This window comes from Candidatus Rhabdochlamydia oedothoracis (genome assembly GCF_019453995.1).
GTDB lineage: Bacteria > Chlamydiota > Chlamydiia > Chlamydiales > Rhabdochlamydiaceae > Rhabdochlamydia > Rhabdochlamydia oedothoracis.
Genome location: NZ_CP075587.1, coordinates 518,152 through 537,611 on the forward strand (window position 1 = coordinate 518,152; position 19,460 = coordinate 537,611).

Sequence of the window (19,460 nt, forward strand, 5' to 3'; positions counted from 1 at the left end):
ATTTAATTCAAGATAGGTTCTTGCCAACCAATTTTTTTTAAAACTATTTCAAGAATACTCTTAGAATTTTTATTATCTTTTTTATTCCAAAGATGGAAATAATAATAACATAATTCCCATTTAGGATATTCTATGGGTAACATACGCCACTGGCAACCACTTTTTAAAATGTACAAAATTCCACAAAAAATATCATATAGATCAACTCTTCGTGGACGTGTTTTTTTGCGTGTAGACTCAAGTATTAGATGGATTTTGCTAAATTGTTTACGAGAAATATCGCTTGGATAAGAGCGGGTCATAACTACCTCCAAAGGTTTTATGAAAACTATCATTATACCTTAATGAGAAGATTTTAAACAGGTTCTTAGGCAGATTTTAGCTTAAGAACCCTTGTATTTATCTGCAATTTTCTCTACACTGCCCTATTTATGTGCCGATGTGGCGGAATGGTAGACGCGGTAGACTCAAAATCTACTTTTAGCGATAAAGTGCTGGTTCGAGTCCAGTCATCGGTATTAATAACCTCAGTTTTGGGTTTTAGTCAATAAATAAGCCCCAATTACTCTACACAAGAAATATTTCTAAGTTAATAATTATAAGCAACTAATATTATATGTATCTATCAGGGCTTACGCATGAAGAATTTCCTTTGCACCTACCAGATCTAATAAATAATCTTTACGACATGATGCAATAGACCTCTTGCGTAGTTAAATAAAAATTTCATAATTGTAGATTCCAGCAATAAGATGTCCTAGACAGAACTTGAGTTGACAGACAGCACTTCATTGACAGTGTCAATTTGGTGTAATGTGTCTAGCATTTTCATTTGTGCTAGGTGCTTTGCATCCTGAAATGTTTGCCATGGTGTCTTCCCATAACAATAGATTTCTTGCATAACCCCTTATTTTAAAGCTTTCATTTATAGATTCCTAATCTTAACAAAAGCATTTCCAGCTATATCTCTCAAACAATCATATCTCCTTGATTAAAATACTTTAAAATTTTAGATTGCTTATTGGTTATGCAAGAGATCTAATATTTCCCAAAATGGACTCGCTCTTCATTGTACTCTTTTACATATTTATCCACATCCATTTGCAGTTCTTCTAGACTATGATAAACTTTTTGCCTAAATGCTGATGCATAAAATTCATTTTGAATCGTCTGATGAAACCTCTCACAGATTCCGTTGGTTTGAGGATGCCTTGCCTTTGTTCGAGTATGTTCAATATCTTCTATTGTAAGATAAGCTCATATTCATGGTATTCCCGACTCCCACAGTACTCTGTCCCTCTACGGTTAAGTATTCTTAACACTCTTAACTCTTGTTCTTCAAACCAGGGTATTGTTTTATCATTTAATACTTCTGCTACTACTAGTGCATTTTTTCTGTCATACAACTTAGTAAAAGCAACTTTACTATAGGTGTCAATCACTGTTTGCTGATAGATCCTTCCCACACCTTTAATAGTGCCTACATAATAGGTATCTTGTGCAACAAGATAGCCGGGGTGTTGTGTTTCTATTTCACCATGCGCTTCTTTAGCTTTTTCAAGCGCTCTTAATTGATCTTCTGTAAAGATCAAGTGATCTTGAGCTGCTTTTGCTTCTAACGCCTTTAGTCTCTTCTTAGAGCCTGTTTAAAATCTTTTCAAAAAACGAGAAGATTTTAAAACAGGCTCTAAAGAATTATCCTTTACTAAAACCTAATCTACCCCACTCAATTTATAAATTGTCTTGTCGTGAAGCTTGTTGAAGAGCCGGATGCGGTAAGTTCCGCAAGTCCGGTTCTGTGAGGGATGCGTAATGGAAGTTACGCATCTACTCGATAGAGGTTTCATCAGAATCATTTTTTATCTCTCAATTATCAAGCGAAATCTTCATGCATTGGCCCTGTAATTGAGTATGGCCTTGTCTCTGTGAAGTTTTTAAGTTATTAGCAAGACGTAAACTATGCTGGCATCTTCTTTTTTTCTTAAACATGAAAATACCAGCTAATAAACTTCCAGTTGCAAATAGAGCTAATCCTATTAATGCAATCCCTCGTTGAATATTTGTTGATTTAGTTATTTTAGGTTCTGTTGTTGTGGTTGGTTCAGGTATTGCTGTTGAAGTAGCAGCTGTTGGTTTTGTTTGTTTAACTGTTGTTTCTGGAGCAGTTGTTGATTGAGTTAGTTCAAATATTGTAGTTGGCTTTTCTGAACTTTTTTTATATCGAGTTGATCTACTACACTGCTCTTCTAATTGAGCAATCGTGCTCTCTTTTTCTTTTAAAGAGCTATTACATACCTGATTTTCTTTACGGCAATTATCACGATCAGTAACCAGGCTTCTCAAGAATTTTGACGATACCTCGGTAGTAGTTGCTATTACTTTATATCTTTTATGTCTTGCATGAATACGCTTTGACCGTGGAATATTTCCATACTTTGGATCTGTAAACCCATTTCCAATTTTCACCTTAGCCACTCTATCTATTTAAGGAAGTATACTATTATTATTCCCTATATTAAATGGAGTTGGAGATCCATTGATTGCTATACTTGAATTGATAAAGCTCATTTTTATTTCCTAAGATTAAATTGTTCAACTTTTTAAAAAACAAGAATACGAAGGCTTATTTATTGCAAAATTTCGCGAAAATAAATACCCTAATAACGCTGAAGTTATTCTTTGAAATACATTATCTTGAATTTTGTGCATACATAAATCGTCAAAATCTTTCGACTATACTATACATGCCATAATTGCACACAAAAGAAGAGGTTGCTCCTTAAACGGAGTAGGTTAAACTCTCCAATATAAACGAGATTTTTTCAAATCTCAAAACCGCTCATTAAAGAGCAAAAAAATGAGGAGCAACCCATGAAGCATTATATTGGATTAGATGTATCAATGAAAAGAACTTTTATCTGTGTATTAAATGAACAAGGTAAGATTGTCCATGAAGGTTCAGAAAAAACAGATCCTGATTTACTAGCAGATGATTTTTCCAAAAGAGATTTTCAAGAAATCGTTGTTGGCTTTGAAAGTGGATGTTTATCTCATTACCTAGTCACAGGATTTAGAAAAAGAGCTATAGATCCCCTATGTATGGATGCAAGGAAGCTGAGTACGATTCTTGCTTTGAAAATAAATAAGACAGACAAAAATGATGCACGAGGAATCGCAGAAGCCCTTCGATCAGGTATGTATACACGAGTACACTGTAAGCCCCAAGATTCAGTAGAAAAAAGCATTTTGTTAGTTTCCAGAAGAGCGCTAATTAAACAGCAAACGCAGAAATACTGTAAGGGGCTTGCTTAAAAGTTACGGAATACGATTGGGATCTGTGGGATCCAAAAGATTTTCGTCTGTGGTTGTAAAGCAGATAGAAAAACAGGAAAAAAGTATTGTTCTGAGCATAACCTCTCTATTAAATACCTTTGATAAGGTAGTTGAGGAAGTAGAAAAACTGGATAAAGAAATGCTTAAGCTGGTCAGTCAAGATAAAGAAGTACAACGGCTTATGACAATCCCTGGCGTAGGACCTGTAACAGCATTAACCTATAAAACAGAAATTTTTGATCCCACTCGTTTTAACGATTCTAAATCAGTAGGAGCCTATCTTGGTATGACGCCTAAACAGTATGCCTCCGGAGAGGTGCAAAGACAGGGAAGAATTTCAAAATGTGGATCCAGTGAACTTAGATCTCTATTAGTTGAAGCCGGAATAGTAATGCTGACACGAAGTAAGAAATGGAGCAAGCTAAAAGCTTGGGGATGAAAAATCATGAGAAAAAAAGGAATGAAGAAAGCCGCCTTAGCAGTAGGTAGAAAGTTATCCGTAATTATGCACAAGATGCTGATTGAACAAAAAGAATTTATTTACGGTGAGCCAAAGGCAGCTTAAAAACGCATTTTTTTAGAAATAAAAACATTAGGAAAAGTGACTAAAATTTTTTGCAGGAGAAAACCGAAGAAATAGGTAAAGACGACAAATGAGTTGGCTCTTAGAAGCCGTAATATACTAGTGCCGATTCAAACGGCTAGCTTAATGGGATTTAAGTCAACGACTTGAAACTTGTCGTTTATCCTACATTTCAAAATATCTGTTATTTTCGGTATCTCTTCTAAGAAGAATCCTCTAATTGCCTGAAAAAAAGTCACCGACGTTTCGTAATATCGATTGTATACCTTCTTTTCCTTTAAGATCTTCCACAAGCGTTCAATAGGATTCAAATTCGGCGAATAAGGAGGGAGATAGTGCACTTTAATCCTAGAAGACATCAGAAACTCTTCTAGTTTCTTATTTTTGTTTGATCTTGCATTATCCAAAATTACATGAATAATTCGAGCCTCTGTCTGTTTTTCTAGCTTCTTGAAAAAATCGAGCATTGCATCGGCATCAACTGTCTTATATTCCTCTGTAAAAATCTTCATTCCTGTCAGGCAAAGAGCTCCAGCAAAATGCAATCGCAATTGTTTCCCGGATGTCTGCAAAGTCTTTTGAACGCCTTTTTTGATCCATCCACATACGGCTTGGGACTGATGTTCAGGATGCACAGCATCTATGAAATAGATCTCTTCATCAGGGTTTAAGGTCTCCTTTAAAGCCCTATATTGTTCTATGAAAATTCGTTGTTTTTCAGGATCTAATTTCCCAGGAATCTTTTTAGGACGTTTATAAACAAATCCGTGCTGTATGAGCCAATCTGTCATGCCACTTCGGGAATATTTTATCCCATATTGCTCATGCACATAAGCTATGATCCCTTTGACTTTAAGATAGGTCTTTTCATGTAGGTGTTTTAGTAGAGACTCTTTTTGGTCTTGTGAAAGTTTTGATTTGCTACCGCCTCGAGGGCTACTTCCAGTTTTATTTTCGGAATCATATTCTCTGAGGTATTTCTGAACAGTGATAGGGCTTATCCGGAGTGTTTTAGCAAGATTTTTTGTTGAGATACCCTCATCATAGCCCAAAATTACACAAAGCCTATTCCGTTCAGAATAGTCTTTTGGATGCTTTAACTTGTGTTCTAAGTCAGCTCTCTGGCTAGGGATCAGTTTTTTCATACTCAATAGCTTAACACAAAACAAAATATTTTTCTATACGATTGAATCGGAACCACTATATACATTGTCTTGCCCATTTCATTTCGGATAGCATAATGGAGCGAAGAATCTAAAATAGTTTTCTTCAAAAAGATTCCGCAGAGAACCCTGGACTTATCTCCCGCATTAAACTTTGCTGTCCTAAGATCTTAAAAAACGCCTTTTATTTTGCAAGCAAAATATCGGCTCGGAGAGCTTATGAAGAATTAAGAGAATTTATATTCCCCTTGTGTGCAATTAGAGAACTCGTTTGCATTCAAATTAAGAGTTTGAATACATAAACATTTTTATACAAAAGATAATATCTTCTTGCAAGATAGAGCAGCTTTTTCAAAAAAAACCAGTTATGCAATTCTTAATTTGAAATCAAACTAGTATATAGTGGTTCCGATTCAATCGTATAGAAAAATATTTTGTTTTGTGTTAAGCTATTGAGTATGAAAAAACTGACCCCTAGCCAGAGAGCTGACTTAGAACACAAGTTAAAGCATCCAAAAGACTATTCTGAACGGAATAGGCTTTGTGTAATTTTGGGCTATGATGAGGGTATCTCAACAAAAAATCTTGCTAAAACACTCCGGATAAGCCCTATCACTGTTCAGAAATACCTCAGAGAATATGATTCCGAAAATAAAACTGGAAGTAGCCCTCGAGGCGGTAGCAAATCAAAACTTTCACAAGACCAAACAGAGTCTCTACTAAAACACCTACAGGAAAAGACCTATCTTAAAGTCAAAGGGATCATAGCTTATGTGCATGAGCAATATGGGATAAAATATTCCCGAAGTGGCATGACAGATTGGCTCATACAGCACGGATTTGTTTATAAACGTCCTAAAAAGATTCCTGGGAAATTAGCTCCTGAAAAACAACGAATTTTCATAGAACAATATAGGGCTTTAAAGGAGACATTAAACCCTGATGAAGAGATCTATTTCATAGATGCTGTGCATCCTGAACATCAGTCCCAAGCCGTATGTGGATGGATCAAAAAAGGCGTTCAAAAGACTTTGCAGACATCTGGGAAACAATTGCGATTGCATTTTGCTGGAGCTCTTTGCCTGACAGGAATGAAGATTGTTACAGAGGAATATAAGACAGTTGATGCCAATGCAATGCTCGATTTTTTCAAGAAGCTAGAAAAACAGACAGAGGCTCGAATTATTCATGTAATTTTGGATAATGCAAGATCAAACAAAAATAAGAAACTAGAAGAGTTTCTGATGTCTTCTAGGATTAAAGTGCACTATCTCCCTCCTTATTCGCCGAATTTGAATCCTATTGAACGCTTGTGGAAGATCTTAAAGGAAAAGAAGGTATACAATCGATATTACGAAACGTCGGTGACTTTTTTTCAGGCAATTAGAGGATTCTTCTTAGAAGAGATACCGAAAATAATAGATATTTTGAAATGTAGGATAAACGACAAGTTTCAAGTCGTTGACTTAAATCCCATTAAGCTAGCCGTTTGAATCGGCACTAGTATAGATCAGGGCTTACGCATGAAGAATTTCCTTTGCACCTACCAGATCTAATAAATAATCTTTACGACATGATGCAATGAAGCGTCGTTTACCTAAACTGACCTTGCTTGTCTTATCTTTTTGTAAAAGATTCAAAGTAGCCCGTCGAACTATAGATAGATTTTCAGCTCCAGTTCCTTCAATAATCACAGCTAGCTTCTTCCGGTATAACGTCCTGTGCTTGTTCAAAAAAGTTATGAGCTTCTGCATGTAAGTGGTCTTGATTGCCTTTAAGGGCAATAACATAATCTCCTCCCTGGGAACAAATCTGTTCTACTACTATTTTGTGACAAACGGCTGCATCGATTGTTACAACAACTCCTTTAATATAGTAAGAAGGCTTTGAATGGTCTCTATTTCCTTTCCTTTTTATACTCCTTATGAAAAAGGAGCCAGAATCATTTTTTATCTCTCAATTATCAAGCAAAATCTTCATGCGTTGGCCCTGTATATCAGATATAAATTAATAATCAATTAACAATTGTATAGTATAATTATTATTAATTAACATTAATAGATTCATTTAAATGAAAAACGAGAATATGACAAAAATTTTTTTAGAACCTTCTATTCAGGTCTTACAAAACACCACGATAGATAATCCAAGAGATAACCTAGAAAAAGAAGACATAAAAAATTGTTTTAATAATTGTAAACCTAATGTTTCTCAAAGCCATGTTACCCTTGATTCAAAAAACGTAGAACAAGTATGGATGCCTGCTTTTTTTACTTTATCAGTAGACCCTAGTTTTACTGAAGACGGAAAGTTTTTGCTAAAAAATGCGCATGTAGAACATTTGGTAAAAAGCAATCAAAAATTTTTTTTAAGCTTTCCTCGTTGGATAAAACAGATAATTAATTATATAAAAAAGTATTTTAATTCATCTCAAAAAGACTGGAGAATATATACATGTTTTCAAGATCTAAAAAAGATAGAAAAAGAATGGAATCTGATTGCTAGATCTATGGGAATAACTTACGTACCTGATACGGATGAGGGGACTATATGGCAGCCTAAAGCTTTTTATCTATTCCAAAGAGTAGAGAATCAATTTTATGAAAAACTGTCAGAGATTGGAAACTTAATTTACGAAGAAGATGATAAAAAACGTATGTTTCCAAGCGAATTATTTTTACCTATGCATAAGTTATATGCTCCGCAAAACCCCTCTTGGAATATAGAAAATATTTTACAATCGGCAAAGAAGGGAGAAGCGATCGAAAATTTGGATATAGTTCGTATTGCTGAATTCGGTTACCAAACGCTTTCAAAGAATGTTTGTAAGGGAACAGATTTTTATATGTCTCATTCATTATTTGCAAATGATATAAAAGATTATGCAAATAGTTTGGTAGTAGCCATAAGAAAACTAAGACGTGCTTTACGCGAAGAAGAAGATCTTCATAAATATGAAGAACTATTCAATGAATTTAAAACTTGTTGGAATGCTTATATAGATTCTAATCCGCTTTTACAAGAATTATCTATAGTGTATTCAAATAATAATTTCTTTAAAGATTTCTATAATTTTTTAGAAAAATCTACTCAAGACATTCTTTATCCTAGGTCAAGTGATGTAGAAGATTTTACAAGAAGATTTACGGTTCCTTGTGATAAGTATAAAAAAATAGGCTATAAAAAAGTAGAAAAAGCATTCAAAAAATTATTACCCCATTCTTCTACGACAAAACTTTTAAAAATACAAGAAGAGCTAGCTAGAGCTAACTCTATATAAGGTTTAGTTGTTGTGTGCTAAAAATTCACAAATTAACGGTACATTAATCAAGATAGGAAAAGGCACCTGGTCGATTGCAGGAGATACGAGAAGTTGCCCTGAAAAAGCACCAGCATCCAAAGAGAGGTATTCAGGAATCTCACCAGACCTAATTATGCTTTTTTGGATTTTATCATTTTTTTGAGACTTTTCTTTAATGGAAATCGTCATTCCCGGACGGACAAAAAAAGACCTGCGGTCTACTTTCTTACCATTTACCAATACATGTCCATGAGATACTAATTGCTGAGCTGCAAAAATAGTCGGCGCTAATTTTAAGCGGTAAACCATATTATCTAATCTGCATTCTAATCTCTCGATAAAAACAGCAGGGGTATTTCCCTTTGCTTTTGAAGCTTCTTTATAGTAGCGCACAACCTGAGTGGTTGTCAGCATACCATAAACAGCTTTTAACTTTTGTTGCTCTTCTAGCTGAAGGCCATAATCAGACTTTTTCTTTCTTTTACTTCCATGCATTCCCGGAGGATTTGGCTTATGTAGTAACGGATTACGAGCTTTGCCGAATATATTTGCCCCAAAACGTCTTGCGACACGATTTTTTGGGCCGGTGTATCGAACCATGGTAATCTCCTAATAAGACTGCTTATTTTAATGACATAAAAAGATGTATCCTAATCTACCCGTGATTTTTTGTAAATGGAGCTTTTTTTGTTAAAAAATAATCTATGATATTGTCAGGTTTGCTTTTCAGCGCTATACTTCTCTTTTAAACAAGGGTATTGACTTATGCAAAAAGATTATTGGATTATAGCCTATTATATATTTACTCCTATTGAAGACCCCTTAAAAGAGGTACAGAGGCAGCAAAAATTTCTAGAAAATAAAGATATTAAGTGTCGGATCTATATTGCTCATAATGGGATTAATGCCCAAATAAGCGGTTGTAAAACCGATGCTCAAATCTACCTAGAGTGGATGAAAAAGGATGCACGTTTTAAAGAAATTTCTTTTAAAATAGATTTTTACGATGAGCATGTATTCCCCAAAGCCTGCGTGAAATTTCGGAAGCAGCTTGTAGCTTTAGATGAAGAGGTGGATTTAGAATTAACAGGTACACACGTTTCCCCTAAAGAATGGAAAGAGATGTTGGAAAATCGCGATGAAAGCGTTTTGCTAATCGATGTGCGCAATCAATATGAATGGGAACTGGGTCATTTTGTGGGAGCTGAGCTTCCTTGCTTAAAAAACTTTAGAGATTTTTCTCCCTATGCAAAAAAATTAAAAAATCATTATGACCCTAACCAGACAAAGGTCATGATGTACTGTACTGGTGGTATTCGATGCGAACTGTATTCTGCTCTGCTAAAAAAAGAAGGTTTTTCTGAGATCTATCAGTTAGATGGTGGTGTAATTAATTATGGAAAACAAGAAAGTACCGCACATTGGAGAGGCAAGTTATTTGTATTTGACGATCGCTTATCCGTTTGTATAGATGAAAAAGTAGATGAAGTAATCAGCCATTGTTCTCATTGCAAAACAAGTAGTGATACATATTATAATTGTGCAAATATGGATTGCAATGAGCTTTTCTTATGTTGCCTTACTTGTGCAGAAAAATTCAAAGGCTGTTGTAGTGATACTTGCATGTCTGCTGGTAGGGTAAGGCTTTATCAGGCGGTCACGCGTCCTAAGCCTTTTCGTCGGTATTCCTCCAAAGAGAACGGATTAAATTAAGCATGAGTTTTTGTGTGTCATCAAGCACAACGGTAAGTCCTGGTTTGATTCCCTCTTCGGAAAGTTCAAAGGCTTTCATAGTATTGCAAATGCGACCATCAAGACGTATGCCTATCCCTTGAATGCCGATCATGTTTCCCCAATCTGCAAACATGGTAAGGGTTAGCTCACATGCGGTAATCAGGAAAAAGACTTGCTTATCTGGATGGGCAAAAATAAGCTCGAAGCACTTTTCTCCAATATAATGAACGGTAGGAATAAATAAAGGAATGATATGAGCTCTATTAGGTAGAGCATTTACCGCTTTACCAATAAAACACTGGCGACATACCGGATGATTGGGATCGTGAATACAGTCAGCTGAAAACCGTTTTGAAGGGCATTCAAAAGGTTTATGACAATAGGAAAATCCTATGACAAGAAGATGGTTTTTATGACAAGCTAAGCGCTTTTCAAAGGTGGCCAAATCTTTTACCCCATAAAAGAAAAGATCTTGGTCTCGAGAGTAAGATTTTGTAAATAAAGAAGAGATAAAACGATAGCTATGTTTTATCGGCGCACGAAAAAAATAGCGCCAAAAAATTTTTTTCTTATCGCGGGTGAGTAAATATTTTGTACTTTTCCATGTAAGATTGCAGGAAGTGTCTTTGGTAATACCAGGCATTTGTGGAAGAGAGGAGAGAGTTTTCAACGGATGGGTTTTTTGATAGGATTTTTGCCCTTGATCCCATTTTTCTTCCGCTTCTTCCCAGCTGGATTGGTTATTCCAAATCTTCAAGTTATGATTCATAAACCATGAATATAGTTTAAAAGGAGATATTTGTGTCAGAGCTATTTTATCATTTAGATATTTCTCAAAAATCTCAAATGGTTATTACACTACCAAAAAAATTTTCCCAGAGAAAAGAAACCTTGCTAGCAGCTAAATCCCTTTTAGAAAAAAACGCACTAGATCTTTTATGGAAACAATTACCTACCCATGTAGAAGAGGGAATAAGGTTTCTTATCTCCTCAGGAATTGCATTTGAATTACTTAAGCTTCTTAGTGGCACAGGTAGATTGCTCTATAAAGGACAAAAGATCATTATCGATCCTTTTACAAAGGCAGAAGGATTTATTCAAGCAAAAGCCTTAAATGAGACACAAGTAGAAATCTGTGCAAGATTTAAGCTTGGTAGACAAGAAGAGCCTTTGGCCAGCTGTACAGCTGTTTTTTGGGGAAGTCCTCAATGGATTCTCTATGCTGGAGTTGTACGTCTATTAGACACAGAAGTGTCTTTAAAATGGCTAAAAATTCCAGAGACTATCTTACAAAAAAAAGAACTACAGGAGTTTCTAGAAGAAAAAGAGGGCATAACCTGGTTAGAAGAAATTTCAAACGATCCTTTGCCTTTTATTTGTTTAACAGATCGACATGGAGGATTTGCCAATTTATGGTTTGATTATGGAATACGAGGAAAAATACCAGCTTTTGAAGAAAAAGAGTTTTTTTGGCGTAAAAAGACCCTAGAAAAGCAATGGGAACAAGACCTATTAGAAACCGATTTTAGCAAAAAAAAAGTGGGGGATTCTTCTTATTATTGTCCGCTAGATAAAGTAGCCAAAAGTATTACATTTTTAATTGAAATCGGCTGGAAAGTATTTGATCATCAAAACAAGCAAGTGGTTTGTTTAGGACAAGAAACCCTATTGTTAGAAGAGCGCCCTCAAGCTTGGCTTGTACGCGCTGAGTTTGATTATCAAGGTCATAGAGCTAATTTACAACAGGTAATAGGGGCTTTTAATCGTAGATCTTGCTTTGTAGAATTAGCTGCTCATACAGTCGGTCTAATCGATTTGAAAAAAATAGAAGAGAAATGGGCAGATCTTTCAGAGTTAGAGTTTGATCAAGAAGGAGTCTACCTTCCCTTTAGGCAATTAGGATTGCTCTCTGAGGAAAAGAATCCTCTAGAGATCTTTAAGCACTTAAATCATGCTCTTCAACCAGTTGTTCTAGGAGAGAAATTCAAAGGGCAACTGTTCACTTATCAGAATCAAGGGTTGATCTGGCTTTCTTTTCTAGAGAAAAATCAAGTAGGGGGGCTTTTAGCTGATGAAATGGGTTTAGGTAAAACCATCCAAGTAATAGCCTTTCTTTCACAACTAGAGCTCAAACAATCTTGTTTGATTGTAGTTCCTACGTCTTTATTATTTAATTGGCAAAATGAATGTGCTCGGTTTTTTCCTAGCTGCCCGATTCGTATACATGCAGGCAAAGAGAGAATAAAAACCCTTCCCTCTATCCCATCAATCATTCTTACTTCCTATGCTGTTTTACGTATAGACCAGGTATTGTTTACCTCTTTAGATTTTCAACTGGTTATCTTAGATGAAGCACAAGTCATTAAAAACCCAGATAGTCAAATAGCTGAAGTCTGTTTTCAGCTGCGATCAAAGATGCGAGTGGCTATTACAGGGACACCTATAGAAAATAGACTAGAGGATTTCTTCTCGCTTTTTTATTTTCTTAATCCAGGCTTATTAGGTGAGCGTAAACAGTTTCAAGCAGAAGCGCTTGCATCTCAAGTAGACAGTCGTTATTTAAAGCGCATACAAAAGCTCATCAGGCCGTTTATTTTGCGTCGCACAAAAAAGCAAGTAGCGCTTGATCTTCCAGAAAAACTCGAACAGACCATTTGGGTAGAAATGAGCGAAGAGCAGCGCAACATTTATGAAAAATATCTACAGTCCACGCGTGTTAAGCTCCGATCAAAAGGTACCAATCAACAAATGCAGATTTTAGAAGCCATTTTGCGCCTAAGGCAAATTTGCGCCCACCCTTTGCTAGTAGATCCTACTGCCCAAGATCTCTATCAATACAGCGGGAAGTTTTCCAAAGTTATGGCTGATTTAGCAGAAGTGATAGAAGAAAAGAGAAAGGTTCTTTTTTATAGTCAATTCACTTCAATGCTACATTTGATGAAAAAAGAGGCTCAAAATCGGAATTGGAAGTACGTCTATTTAGATGGGAGCACAAAAAATCGAGAACAGGTTGTATCTCAGTTTCAAGAAGACGACCAAACCCTTCTTTTTTTTATTAGCTTAAAAGCAGGAGGAGTTGGTTTAAATTTGACCAAAGCCGACTATGTCTTCCTGTATGACCCTTGGTGGAATATAGCAATAGAGAATCAAGCTATTGATCGAGCCCACAGGTTAGGAAGGTCTAACCAAGTGATTGCTAGGCGTTATGTAACCGCTTTAAGCATTGAGGAGAAAATCATGGGCCTTAAAAAACATAAGCAACAGCTCTCTCAAACCCTTATGGAAGATTTAAGCAATATAGAAGCCCTTTCTTTAGAAGATTTGATCCATCTACTAGATTAAAACCAAAAGTTGAGCTATAGAGCCTTGCTCTATAACTCATATTTCTATATATTTGAGTTATAGAAGAGAGGTCTATAACTCATGCCCTGGAACTGGGAATTACCCGACTGGCCCCAATTTAGCTACCATCTCGACCAAATAGCTTTAAAAGAAAGGCAGTTTCTTTTAGAAGTAGACACTGCCTGCGCCTTTCTAAAAAATATAGGAGATCAGGAATACAGCCGGTTTGTCGTAGAGATTCTTAGTTTGGAGGGTTTAGAAAGTGCGAGAATTGAAGGAGAGTTTCTTGATAGAGAAAGCTTGCAATCATCGATTAAACAACACTTTAGCTTACGTGCATCTCCCAACCAAGAGACCAATAAAGAATCTCGAATGGCTAAACTTCTTTGTGATGTTTATCAATCCTTTGATCAACCATTGACTCAAGAGATGCTCTTTAGATGGCATTTCGAACTGTTTAATAATCAATCAAATATTGATTGTGGAAGATATCGCACTCATATTGAACCCATGCAGATTGTTTCTCATCGATATGGCTCTTCAAAGGTTTTTTTTGAAGCTCCCTCATCAGTAAAAGTTCCCAATGAAATGGCAGCATTCATTAATTGGTTTAATTCTACAAATGCATTGCTATCTATTCTAGGAAAAGCGGCCATTGCTCATGTGTATTTTGAGAGCATTCACCCTTTTAAAGACGGAAACGGCAGAATTGGCCGTGTTTTAGTGGAAAAGGTTCTTTCTCAAGGCATTGGACACCCGGTATTAATTGCTGTTTCAAAAGTATTAGAAAAACAAAAAAAAGAATACTATACAGCTATTGAAAGATGTAATCGCACTCTAGAAATAGATCATTGGATTGCATTTTTTGCAGATGTGATCTTGCAGGCTCAAAGTCAATCGATGAACCTTCTTTGCTTTTTGATTGAAAAATCAAAGCTGTTGACAGCTCTTTCTGGACGACTCAATCCACGTCAGGAAAAGGTTTTATTGAGGATGTTTGCAGAGGGCCTAAGCGGTTTTCAAGGGGGATTGAGTGCTGATAACTATATTGTGATAGCAAAGACCTCTAGAGCAACAGCAACACGCGATTTAGCAGACCTAGTTCATAAAAGGGCCTTAGTAAAAACCGGAGAGCTTCGCCACACCCGTTATTGGTTAAACCTGCCCATAAGAATTAATCCTCTTCTTTAAGATCTTGTTCGATCATTTCCTTAGCTGCAAATTTAAGTGTTTTGAGCCCTTCAACAAAGCCAATTTCTTTAAGTAAAATGTCGAGATAGCGCAGTTCTGTCTGAAGCTGGTCATTGACCGACTCTAGTTCGGAAATCTTTTTTAACAGTTCTTCTTTTTTCATAAAATCTCTTCAATTAGGCAAAAAGGGGGTAAAATAATGCCTTTGATTTATCTGTATACATACTTAAACAAGGCTTTTTTAAGATATAGATGAAATGAGTCAATATAAAGTTTTTTGAATATAACTCATTTATTTGTAGTTAATTACAGGTATTAAAAAAATAGTTTTTTAAATAAGTTAATACATGTTTTAATTTAAGTTTTCATAATTAATTAACAATTGTTTGTTATATAGTTATTTAAAATATTATTGATAAAGTTGTATATTTTTCTCCAACAAAATATATGGAGGTAGAGAAATGCCTAAACCTTATTCAATGGATCTAAGAAAACGAGTGCTTCAATACCTAGAAGAAAATAACGACAAAATGAAGGCCAGCCAGCTATTTCAAGTTGGGATTGCAACTGTCTACCGATGGGTAAAGCGTAAGAAACAAAGAGGAAACGTAGAACCTCTAAAAAAGAAAAGCACTTATAAGAAAATTGATGATCAGAGATTAATCGCTTATGTAGAAAAAAACCCCGATCATTTTTTATCAGAGATTGCAAAGCATTTTGGTTTGACTTTGCAAGCAATCTTTTACGCTTTGAAAAGACTCAAGATCACAAGAAAAAAAAGATTGCGTTTTATAAGGAAAGGAATGCGGAAGCAAGAGCGGAATATCTAAAAAAGATAGAAGCAATTTCTCCTGAAAAAAGGGTCTATTTGGATCAGAGCGGAATCAGTCAATATGTGCATAGGCAATATGCGAGGAGCGCGAGGGGAAAACAAATATTTGGAGGAATTTCAGGAAAACGATTTGGTAGACAGAGTGTAATTTCGGCACTACAAGGGAAGAAATTGCTGGCACCGATGTGTTTTGAAGGAACTTGCAATACGGATCTATTTAATGTATGGCTAAAACAGGAATTGATTCCAAATTTGACTCATGGCCAAGTTTTGATTCTCGATAACGCGAGCTTTCATAAATCAAAGACAACTAGAACATTGATAGAGGAAAGTGGATACAAAATGCTCTTTCTCCCGCCTTATTCACCGGACTTAAATCCTATCGAAAAATATTGGGCCAATATGAAAACGAAAATCCGAGAACTTTTACCTACTGTAGCTAATTTATCCGAAGCCTTAGATCAAGCTGTTTTATCAATGTCGATTTAAATAACTATAACAAAATCTCTTAATAATAAGAACAATATAAAAAGAGAATTTATGAGTGCAAATATAAACACAAGAGTTTTAGAATTAGTAGGTTCTGCTTGGAAAAAAGTAAAAGAAAGGGTTTTAGAAGTTACAACTCTTTCTTCCGACTCTATCAATGCGCAATCTACTCTTGATTTGTTTAAAAAATGGGAAGAAAAGTATCCTTTTGCACAAAGAATCGTGGTTATATGCGATAATGCTGCCTACTATAGGTCAAAAATTGTTGCAAATTACCTAAAAACATCCAGAGTAGAAATCAAATTCTTGCCTCCTTATTCTCCCGATCTCAATCTGATTGAACGCCTTTGGCGATTCATGAATAAAAAAGTTCGCAATAATCGATATTAGACTTCTTGCGTAATTAGATTTTTGCTATACTTCCTTCCTAAATGGAGGGAAAGGAAAAATTACTTAGAACTTCAATCACTCTCACCCGAGCAATTTAGAAGACTGACAGGAGTGAAACGAAAAACTTTTGAAGAAAAGGTCTTAATTTTATGGGAAGAGCAAAACAAAAGATATAGAAAAGCTAGGAGAAAAGGCTTACTTAAGCCTAGAAGACAAGCTTTTAAAGACTTTAGAATATTTGAGAGAATATCGAACGTATTTTCACACAGGTTGTAGTTACGGTCTGAGAGAAAGCGCATGTTATCGAGCCTGCAGATGGGTAGAAGACACATGGATTAAAAGCAAGAAGTTTTCACAGCCTGGGAAAAAAGCTCTTCTTAAGAGAGACATGGAATACGAAGTAATTCTTATAGATGCATCAGAAACACCTATAGAGCGTCCCCAAAAAAAGACAAAGATAAAAAGAGGATAAAAAATCGCAATAATAGACAGAAGCATTTTTACTCCGGAAAAAAGAAAAAGCATACGATCAAAATAGTCGTAGATAAGAAAACGAAAAAAGTTGTCAGAATAAACTTTTGTAATGGCAAAAAACATGTTTTTGCTCTTTAATGAGCGGTTTTGAGATTTGAAAAAATCTCGTTTATATTGGAGAGTTTAACTTACTCCGTTTAAGGAGCAACCCCTTCTTTGTGAGCAATTATGGAAAGTTATTTTTGCAAATCGATTTTCGACCCTAGAGCTGTTGCTTTAACTGCAGTAGGCGGATGTATAGCAGGAAGATTTTGTGGGATTTCCCCCATGCATGGAGCAATTTATGCAGTTACTAGCCGTAGTGTTGGTACAGTTGCGGCTATAATTCATATAGGTTTATTTACTAGATCTGTAAGACTTATGAATAGCTTTTCAAAATTTCTTGTAACGCCTTTACTAATGACTAGAGCTTACCTAGTTTTTACAGCTGGTAATAAAGCCCTTTCTTTAATAGGAAAACCACTTATTTTTACGACCGCGGTAAAAGTTTCTCTAATTTTAGGGATCACCAGCTTTTTTTCCGATTTATTAATTAATTATATTAAAGATCGGGCTTTCAAAAATTAAAAAAGAATATTTATGATTGTGCTTCTCTAAACCGATTGGATTTAGAATTGTTTATAATGTGTTATTTGCTGTAAAATAAATTGTTATTATTTTATAAAAATTAAAACTACTTTATAATAATTCTCTAATCAAACGGCCCTTTCAACCTTGAAGTGCACAAAAAAGAACATATAAATACTTGAAAAAACATCTATTGTGCACCCGAGCATAGCATGTTTGTAGATAATCTCGTAAACACTTCTAGTGGAGTTTCGAAGTTGAGAGCCTTTCTAGGTCTGTTATTTAGTAAAGTTTCCACCCTTTCTATATCCTTGGAAGTCGTATCTAAAAAGCTTTGTGTTTTAGGAAAATATTGCCTAACTAGTCCGTTTGTATGCTCATTTAAGCCTCTTTCCCAAGAATGGTAGGGCGTTGCAAAGTAGAAGTCTGTCTCTAGCTCGAAACTAACCATTTGGTGATAGGCAAATTCTTTTCCGTTGTCTGCTGTTAATGTGTGTACAAAATCTTTGATAGGTTTAAGTTGTTCAATTAACGCTTGACTTACTTCCTCTGCAGTTTTATGAGAAACTTTGGCGAGCTTAGTTAGCTTGGAAGTTCTTTCTACCATTGATACAATTACGCCTTTATGTCCTGCCCCTATGACTGTATCTAGTTCCCAGTCTCCTAAACGAGTCTTTTTTTCTACAATACAAGGCCGTTGCTTAATATCTATACGACCAGGCATGTTCCCTCTTCCAGAAGCTCCCTTTCTCTGCTTGTTATATTTTTTCCCTCGATGACGGAGCTCTCTATAAAGCTGTCCTCCCTGTCGTTTATCTTTCCAGATATGATTATAGATGGTCTCATGACTAACATGTTCTTTACCATGTCTTTTAAGCCATCCGGATATTTGTATAGGGCTCCATTGCAACTTGATTTTTTCTTCAATACGGGTAACTATTTGAGGAGTCATTTTTTTATTGGGCTGAGAATTTTTTCTAAGAAATGCTTTTTCTTGAGCTTGCTGATGACGGTATCCTCGTTGCCCTTTATTTCTCTTAAGTTCCCTACTAATAGTGCTATGATGAACTTTTAGAATGTTTGCTATTGAGCTAGATGTATCTCCTCTAGCTTTTAAAATATAAATCTGACATCTTTGGTCATAGGTTAGGTGATGGTAGCCTTTAGGCAAGGTCTCTCCTTGTGTTTGATTGTTAAAAATCACAATAGAGATTCTTTCATCGCCTGCCTATTCTTTTTTTAATTCTTCTGTGCACTTCAAACTTGAAAAGACTAAAGCAATAGTGGTCATTTAGCTGCTTCTTGGGTAGATTTAATCAAAAATAAACTGCTCTTACTAGAGCAACCTATGGAATTTATGAATGTTTGTTTAAGCTATGTGGCAGGGAATGGAGCTTTATATTTATTAGGAAAACAACCAGTTGGCTTGCTTGAAGCAACGGGAATCTTTTTTTCTTCTGCGGTTTTTGCGGTTCTAGCTGACTCATCCATTGATTTGGCTAAAGGCAAAAGAGTTGCTCTTTAGAGAATCAAATCCATTTCGAATTGTAATAGAGCTTGTTTAATGGAAAGATCATAAGCAAAGCCTCCTATGTTGTGAGCTGCTACTACTCGATGGCAGGGAATAAAAAGAGGAAATGGGTTGCTTTTACAAGCAGATCCGACAGCGCGGGCTGCTTTTGGATGACCGATTGTAGAAGCGAGATTACCATAAGTGACTAGCTGTGCAAAAGGTAGATTTTGCAAATGAATCAATACTTTTTGGTAAAATAGAGGAAGCTTAGGCAGGTTAAAGCTTAAGGGACTGGGATCTTTTCGATAACTGTACTGAGCTAACCATTTTATAATGGTTTGCTCTGTATCAAGATCGCACTCTTTAGAGATACAGCATGCAAAATACGATGACTTAGTCAGGGTTACTTTAGATAGAATGCTGTCTTTGCATTCTATCTGTACACAAATAGAAGGGCCTTGATTAAATGAATGTTGCATAAACTTTTA

General features: G+C 35.6%; 22 protein-coding genes, 1 tRNA gene and 2 pseudogenes. 14 read left to right on the plus strand and 11 right to left on the minus strand.

Annotated elements, in window-relative coordinates; translation table 11 throughout:
* Positions 1-2: 2 nt before the first annotated feature.
* On the minus strand, positions 3-335 hold the full coding sequence (locus RHABOEDO_RS02815; protein ID WP_220017735.1) for a transposase: 333 nt from the start codon (positions 333-335) through the stop codon (positions 3-5).
* Between the two features lie 100 nt (positions 336-435).
* Here RHABOEDO_RS02815 and RHABOEDO_RS02820 point away from each other — a divergent pair.
* Positions 436-518: transfer RNA gene (locus RHABOEDO_RS02820), tRNA-Leu, on the plus strand.
* Positions 519-757: 239 nt separating this feature from the next.
* Here the strand turns inward: RHABOEDO_RS02820 and RHABOEDO_RS02825 are convergent.
* From RHABOEDO_RS02825 to RHABOEDO_RS02840, 3 genes and pseudogenes are all read right to left on the minus strand, one after another.
* Entirely contained in the window at positions 758-901 is a 144-nt protein-coding gene (locus tag RHABOEDO_RS02825) for a hypothetical protein (RefSeq protein ID WP_215217727.1), read from the minus strand.
* Positions 902-1,044: 143 nt separating this feature from the next.
* Positions 1,045-1,637: pseudogene (locus RHABOEDO_RS10690) on the minus strand (integrase core domain-containing protein); the annotation flags it as partial.
* Positions 1,638-1,866: 229 nt separating this feature from the next.
* Positions 1,867-2,466: a hypothetical protein gene (locus RHABOEDO_RS02840; RefSeq protein ID WP_220017737.1), complete on the minus strand. Its 600-nt coding sequence runs from the start codon at positions 2,464-2,466 to the stop codon at positions 1,867-1,869.
* Between the two features lie 405 nt (positions 2,467-2,871).
* On the opposite strand from RHABOEDO_RS02840, the gene RHABOEDO_RS02845 reads away from it, so the two are divergent.
* Positions 2,872-3,312 (plus strand): IS110 family transposase, encoded by a 441-nt coding sequence (locus RHABOEDO_RS02845; RefSeq protein ID WP_220017738.1) that lies wholly within the window; start codon positions 2,872-2,874, stop codon positions 3,310-3,312.
* Entirely contained in the window at positions 3,305-3,772 is a 468-nt protein-coding gene (locus RHABOEDO_RS02850) for a transposase (protein WP_220017739.1), read from the plus strand. The genes RHABOEDO_RS02845 and RHABOEDO_RS02850 overlap by 8 nt, the downstream gene beginning before the upstream one ends.
* 254 nt (positions 3,773-4,026) lie before the next feature.
* On the opposite strand, the gene RHABOEDO_RS02855 is transcribed toward RHABOEDO_RS02850, so the two are convergent.
* Positions 4,027-5,061: an IS630 family transposase gene (locus tag RHABOEDO_RS02855; RefSeq protein ID WP_220017482.1), complete on the minus strand. Its 1,035-nt coding sequence runs from the start codon at positions 5,059-5,061 to the stop codon at positions 4,027-4,029.
* A 476-nt stretch (positions 5,062-5,537) separates the two neighbouring features.
* Between RHABOEDO_RS02855 and RHABOEDO_RS02860 the strand changes: the two genes are divergently transcribed.
* Positions 5,538-6,572, plus strand: coding sequence for an IS630 family transposase (locus RHABOEDO_RS02860; RefSeq protein ID WP_220017740.1), 1,035 nt, complete (start codon positions 5,538-5,540; stop codon positions 6,570-6,572).
* 24 nt (positions 6,573-6,596) lie between these two features.
* Here RHABOEDO_RS02860 and RHABOEDO_RS02865 read toward each other — a convergent pair whose 3' ends face one another.
* The gene (locus RHABOEDO_RS02865; protein ID WP_220017741.1) at positions 6,597-6,773 is read right to left on the minus strand and encodes a hypothetical protein; all 177 of its coding nucleotides are present in this window, start codon (positions 6,771-6,773) and stop codon (positions 6,597-6,599) included.
* Positions 6,774-7,165: 392 nt separating this feature from the next.
* Here RHABOEDO_RS02865 and RHABOEDO_RS02870 point away from each other — a divergent pair, with 392 nt between their 5' ends.
* On the plus strand, positions 7,166-8,359 hold the full coding sequence (locus RHABOEDO_RS02870; RefSeq protein ID WP_215217276.1) for a hypothetical protein: 1,194 nt from the start codon (positions 7,166-7,168) through the stop codon (positions 8,357-8,359).
* Between the two features lie 3 nt (positions 8,360-8,362).
* On the opposite strand, the gene rpsD is transcribed toward RHABOEDO_RS02870, so the two are convergent.
* Complete coding sequence (rpsD, locus tag RHABOEDO_RS02875; protein WP_215217275.1) at positions 8,363-8,980, minus strand: 30S ribosomal protein S4; 618 nt, start codon at positions 8,978-8,980, stop codon at positions 8,363-8,365.
* A 165-nt stretch (positions 8,981-9,145) separates the two neighbouring features.
* Here rpsD and trhO point away from each other — a divergent pair, with 165 nt between their 5' ends.
* Entirely contained in the window at positions 9,146-10,093 is a 948-nt protein-coding gene (gene trhO, locus RHABOEDO_RS02880; protein ID WP_215217274.1) for an oxygen-dependent tRNA uridine(34) hydroxylase TrhO, read from the plus strand.
* Here the strand turns inward: trhO and RHABOEDO_RS02885 are convergent.
* Positions 10,047-10,883, minus strand: a complete 837-nt coding sequence (locus RHABOEDO_RS02885) for a hypothetical protein (RefSeq protein ID WP_215217273.1) — start codon at positions 10,881-10,883, stop codon at positions 10,047-10,049. The two genes, trhO and RHABOEDO_RS02885, sit on opposite strands and share 47 nt — an antisense overlap.
* Positions 10,884-10,915: 32 nt before the next feature.
* On the opposite strand from RHABOEDO_RS02885, the gene RHABOEDO_RS02890 reads away from it, so the two are divergent.
* A complete protein-coding gene (locus RHABOEDO_RS02890; protein ID WP_215217272.1) occupies positions 10,916-13,456 on the plus strand; it encodes a DEAD/DEAH box helicase in 2,541 nt (846 codons plus the stop codon).
* A gap of 81 nt (positions 13,457-13,537) precedes the next feature.
* Entirely contained in the window at positions 13,538-14,647 is a 1,110-nt protein-coding gene (locus RHABOEDO_RS02895; RefSeq protein ID WP_215217271.1) for a Fic family protein, read from the plus strand.
* Here RHABOEDO_RS02895 and RHABOEDO_RS02900 read toward each other — a convergent pair.
* Positions 14,631-14,810, minus strand: a complete 180-nt coding sequence (locus RHABOEDO_RS02900) for a hypothetical protein (protein ID WP_215217270.1) — start codon at positions 14,808-14,810, stop codon at positions 14,631-14,633. The genes RHABOEDO_RS02895 and RHABOEDO_RS02900 overlap by 17 nt on opposite strands.
* Positions 14,811-15,108: 298 nt before the next feature.
* On the opposite strand from RHABOEDO_RS02900, the gene RHABOEDO_RS02905 reads away from it, so the two are divergent.
* The 5 genes and pseudogenes from RHABOEDO_RS02905 (at position 15,109) to RHABOEDO_RS02925 (ending at position 17,459) form a co-directional block, all read left to right on the plus strand.
* On the plus strand, positions 15,109-15,477 hold the full coding sequence (locus RHABOEDO_RS02905) for an IS630 transposase-related protein (RefSeq protein WP_215216866.1): 369 nt from the start codon (positions 15,109-15,111) through the stop codon (positions 15,475-15,477).
* A gap of 5 nt (positions 15,478-15,482) precedes the next feature.
* The gene (locus RHABOEDO_RS02910) at positions 15,483-15,968 is read left to right on the plus strand and encodes an IS630 family transposase (RefSeq protein ID WP_245397589.1); all 486 of its coding nucleotides are present in this window, start codon (positions 15,483-15,485) and stop codon (positions 15,966-15,968) included.
* Between the two features lie 51 nt (positions 15,969-16,019).
* Positions 16,020-16,358 (plus strand): transposase, encoded by a 339-nt coding sequence (locus RHABOEDO_RS02915; RefSeq protein WP_220017742.1) that lies wholly within the window; start codon positions 16,020-16,022, stop codon positions 16,356-16,358.
* Between the two features lie 21 nt (positions 16,359-16,379).
* A pseudogene (locus RHABOEDO_RS10695) lies at positions 16,380-16,967 on the plus strand (helix-turn-helix domain-containing protein); the annotation flags it as partial.
* Positions 16,968-17,060: 93 nt separating this feature from the next.
* The gene (locus tag RHABOEDO_RS02925) at positions 17,061-17,459 is read left to right on the plus strand and encodes a hypothetical protein (RefSeq protein WP_215217791.1); all 399 of its coding nucleotides are present in this window, start codon (positions 17,061-17,063) and stop codon (positions 17,457-17,459) included.
* 190 nt (positions 17,460-17,649) lie between these two features.
* Here the strand turns inward: RHABOEDO_RS02925 and RHABOEDO_RS02930 are convergent, their stop codons facing one another.
* A complete protein-coding gene (locus RHABOEDO_RS02930; protein WP_215216525.1) occupies positions 17,650-18,663 on the minus strand; it encodes an IS30 family transposase in 1,014 nt (337 codons plus the stop codon).
* A 144-nt stretch (positions 18,664-18,807) separates the two neighbouring features.
* Here RHABOEDO_RS02930 and RHABOEDO_RS02935 point away from each other — a divergent pair, with 144 nt between their 5' ends.
* Positions 18,808-18,984, plus strand: coding sequence for a hypothetical protein (locus RHABOEDO_RS02935; RefSeq protein ID WP_220017744.1), 177 nt, complete (start codon positions 18,808-18,810; stop codon positions 18,982-18,984).
* Here RHABOEDO_RS02935 and RHABOEDO_RS02940 read toward each other — a convergent pair.
* On the minus strand, positions 18,981-19,451 hold the full coding sequence (locus RHABOEDO_RS02940; protein ID WP_215217426.1) for a methylated-DNA--[protein]-cysteine S-methyltransferase: 471 nt from the start codon (positions 19,449-19,451) through the stop codon (positions 18,981-18,983). The genes RHABOEDO_RS02935 and RHABOEDO_RS02940 overlap by 4 nt on opposite strands.
* Positions 19,452-19,460 lie beyond the last annotated feature (9 nt).

Coding starts and splice junctions, on each gene's coding strand:
- RHABOEDO_RS02815 (WP_220017735.1), bottom strand. CDS start 335: ATGATAGTTTTCATAAAACCTTTGGAGGTAGTTATGACCCGCTCTTAT.
- rpsD (WP_215217275.1), bottom strand. CDS start 8,980: ATGGTTCGATACACCGGCCCAAAAAATCGTGTCGCAAGACGTTTTGGG.
- RHABOEDO_RS02845 (WP_220017738.1), top strand. CDS start 2,872: ATGAAGCATTATATTGGATTAGATGTATCAATGAAAAGAACTTTTATC.
- RHABOEDO_RS02895 (WP_215217271.1), top strand. CDS start 13,538: ATGCCCTGGAACTGGGAATTACCCGACTGGCCCCAATTTAGCTACCAT.
- RHABOEDO_RS02915 (WP_220017742.1), top strand. CDS start 16,020: ATGAGTGCAAATATAAACACAAGAGTTTTAGAATTAGTAGGTTCTGCT.
- RHABOEDO_RS02905 (WP_215216866.1), top strand. CDS start 15,109: ATGCCTAAACCTTATTCAATGGATCTAAGAAAACGAGTGCTTCAATAC.
- RHABOEDO_RS02925 (WP_215217791.1), top strand. CDS start 17,061: ATGGAAAGTTATTTTTGCAAATCGATTTTCGACCCTAGAGCTGTTGCT.
- trhO (WP_215217274.1), top strand. CDS start 9,146: ATGCAAAAAGATTATTGGATTATAGCCTATTATATATTTACTCCTATT.
- RHABOEDO_RS02885 (WP_215217273.1), bottom strand. CDS start 10,883: ATGAATCATAACTTGAAGATTTGGAATAACCAATCCAGCTGGGAAGAA.
- RHABOEDO_RS02900 (WP_215217270.1), bottom strand. CDS start 14,810: ATGAAAAAAGAAGAACTGTTAAAAAAGATTTCCGAACTAGAGTCGGTC.
- RHABOEDO_RS02825 (WP_215217727.1), bottom strand. CDS start 901: ATGCAAGAAATCTATTGTTATGGGAAGACACCATGGCAAACATTTCAG.
- RHABOEDO_RS02860 (WP_220017740.1), top strand. CDS start 5,538: ATGAAAAAACTGACCCCTAGCCAGAGAGCTGACTTAGAACACAAGTTA.
- RHABOEDO_RS02870 (WP_215217276.1), top strand. CDS start 7,166: ATGACAAAAATTTTTTTAGAACCTTCTATTCAGGTCTTACAAAACACC.
- RHABOEDO_RS02940 (WP_215217426.1), bottom strand. CDS start 19,451: ATGCAACATTCATTTAATCAAGGCCCTTCTATTTGTGTACAGATAGAA.
- RHABOEDO_RS02855 (WP_220017482.1), bottom strand. CDS start 5,061: ATGAAAAAACTGATCCCTAGCCAGAGAGCTGACTTAGAACACAAGTTA.
- RHABOEDO_RS02935 (WP_220017744.1), top strand. CDS start 18,808: ATGGAATTTATGAATGTTTGTTTAAGCTATGTGGCAGGGAATGGAGCT.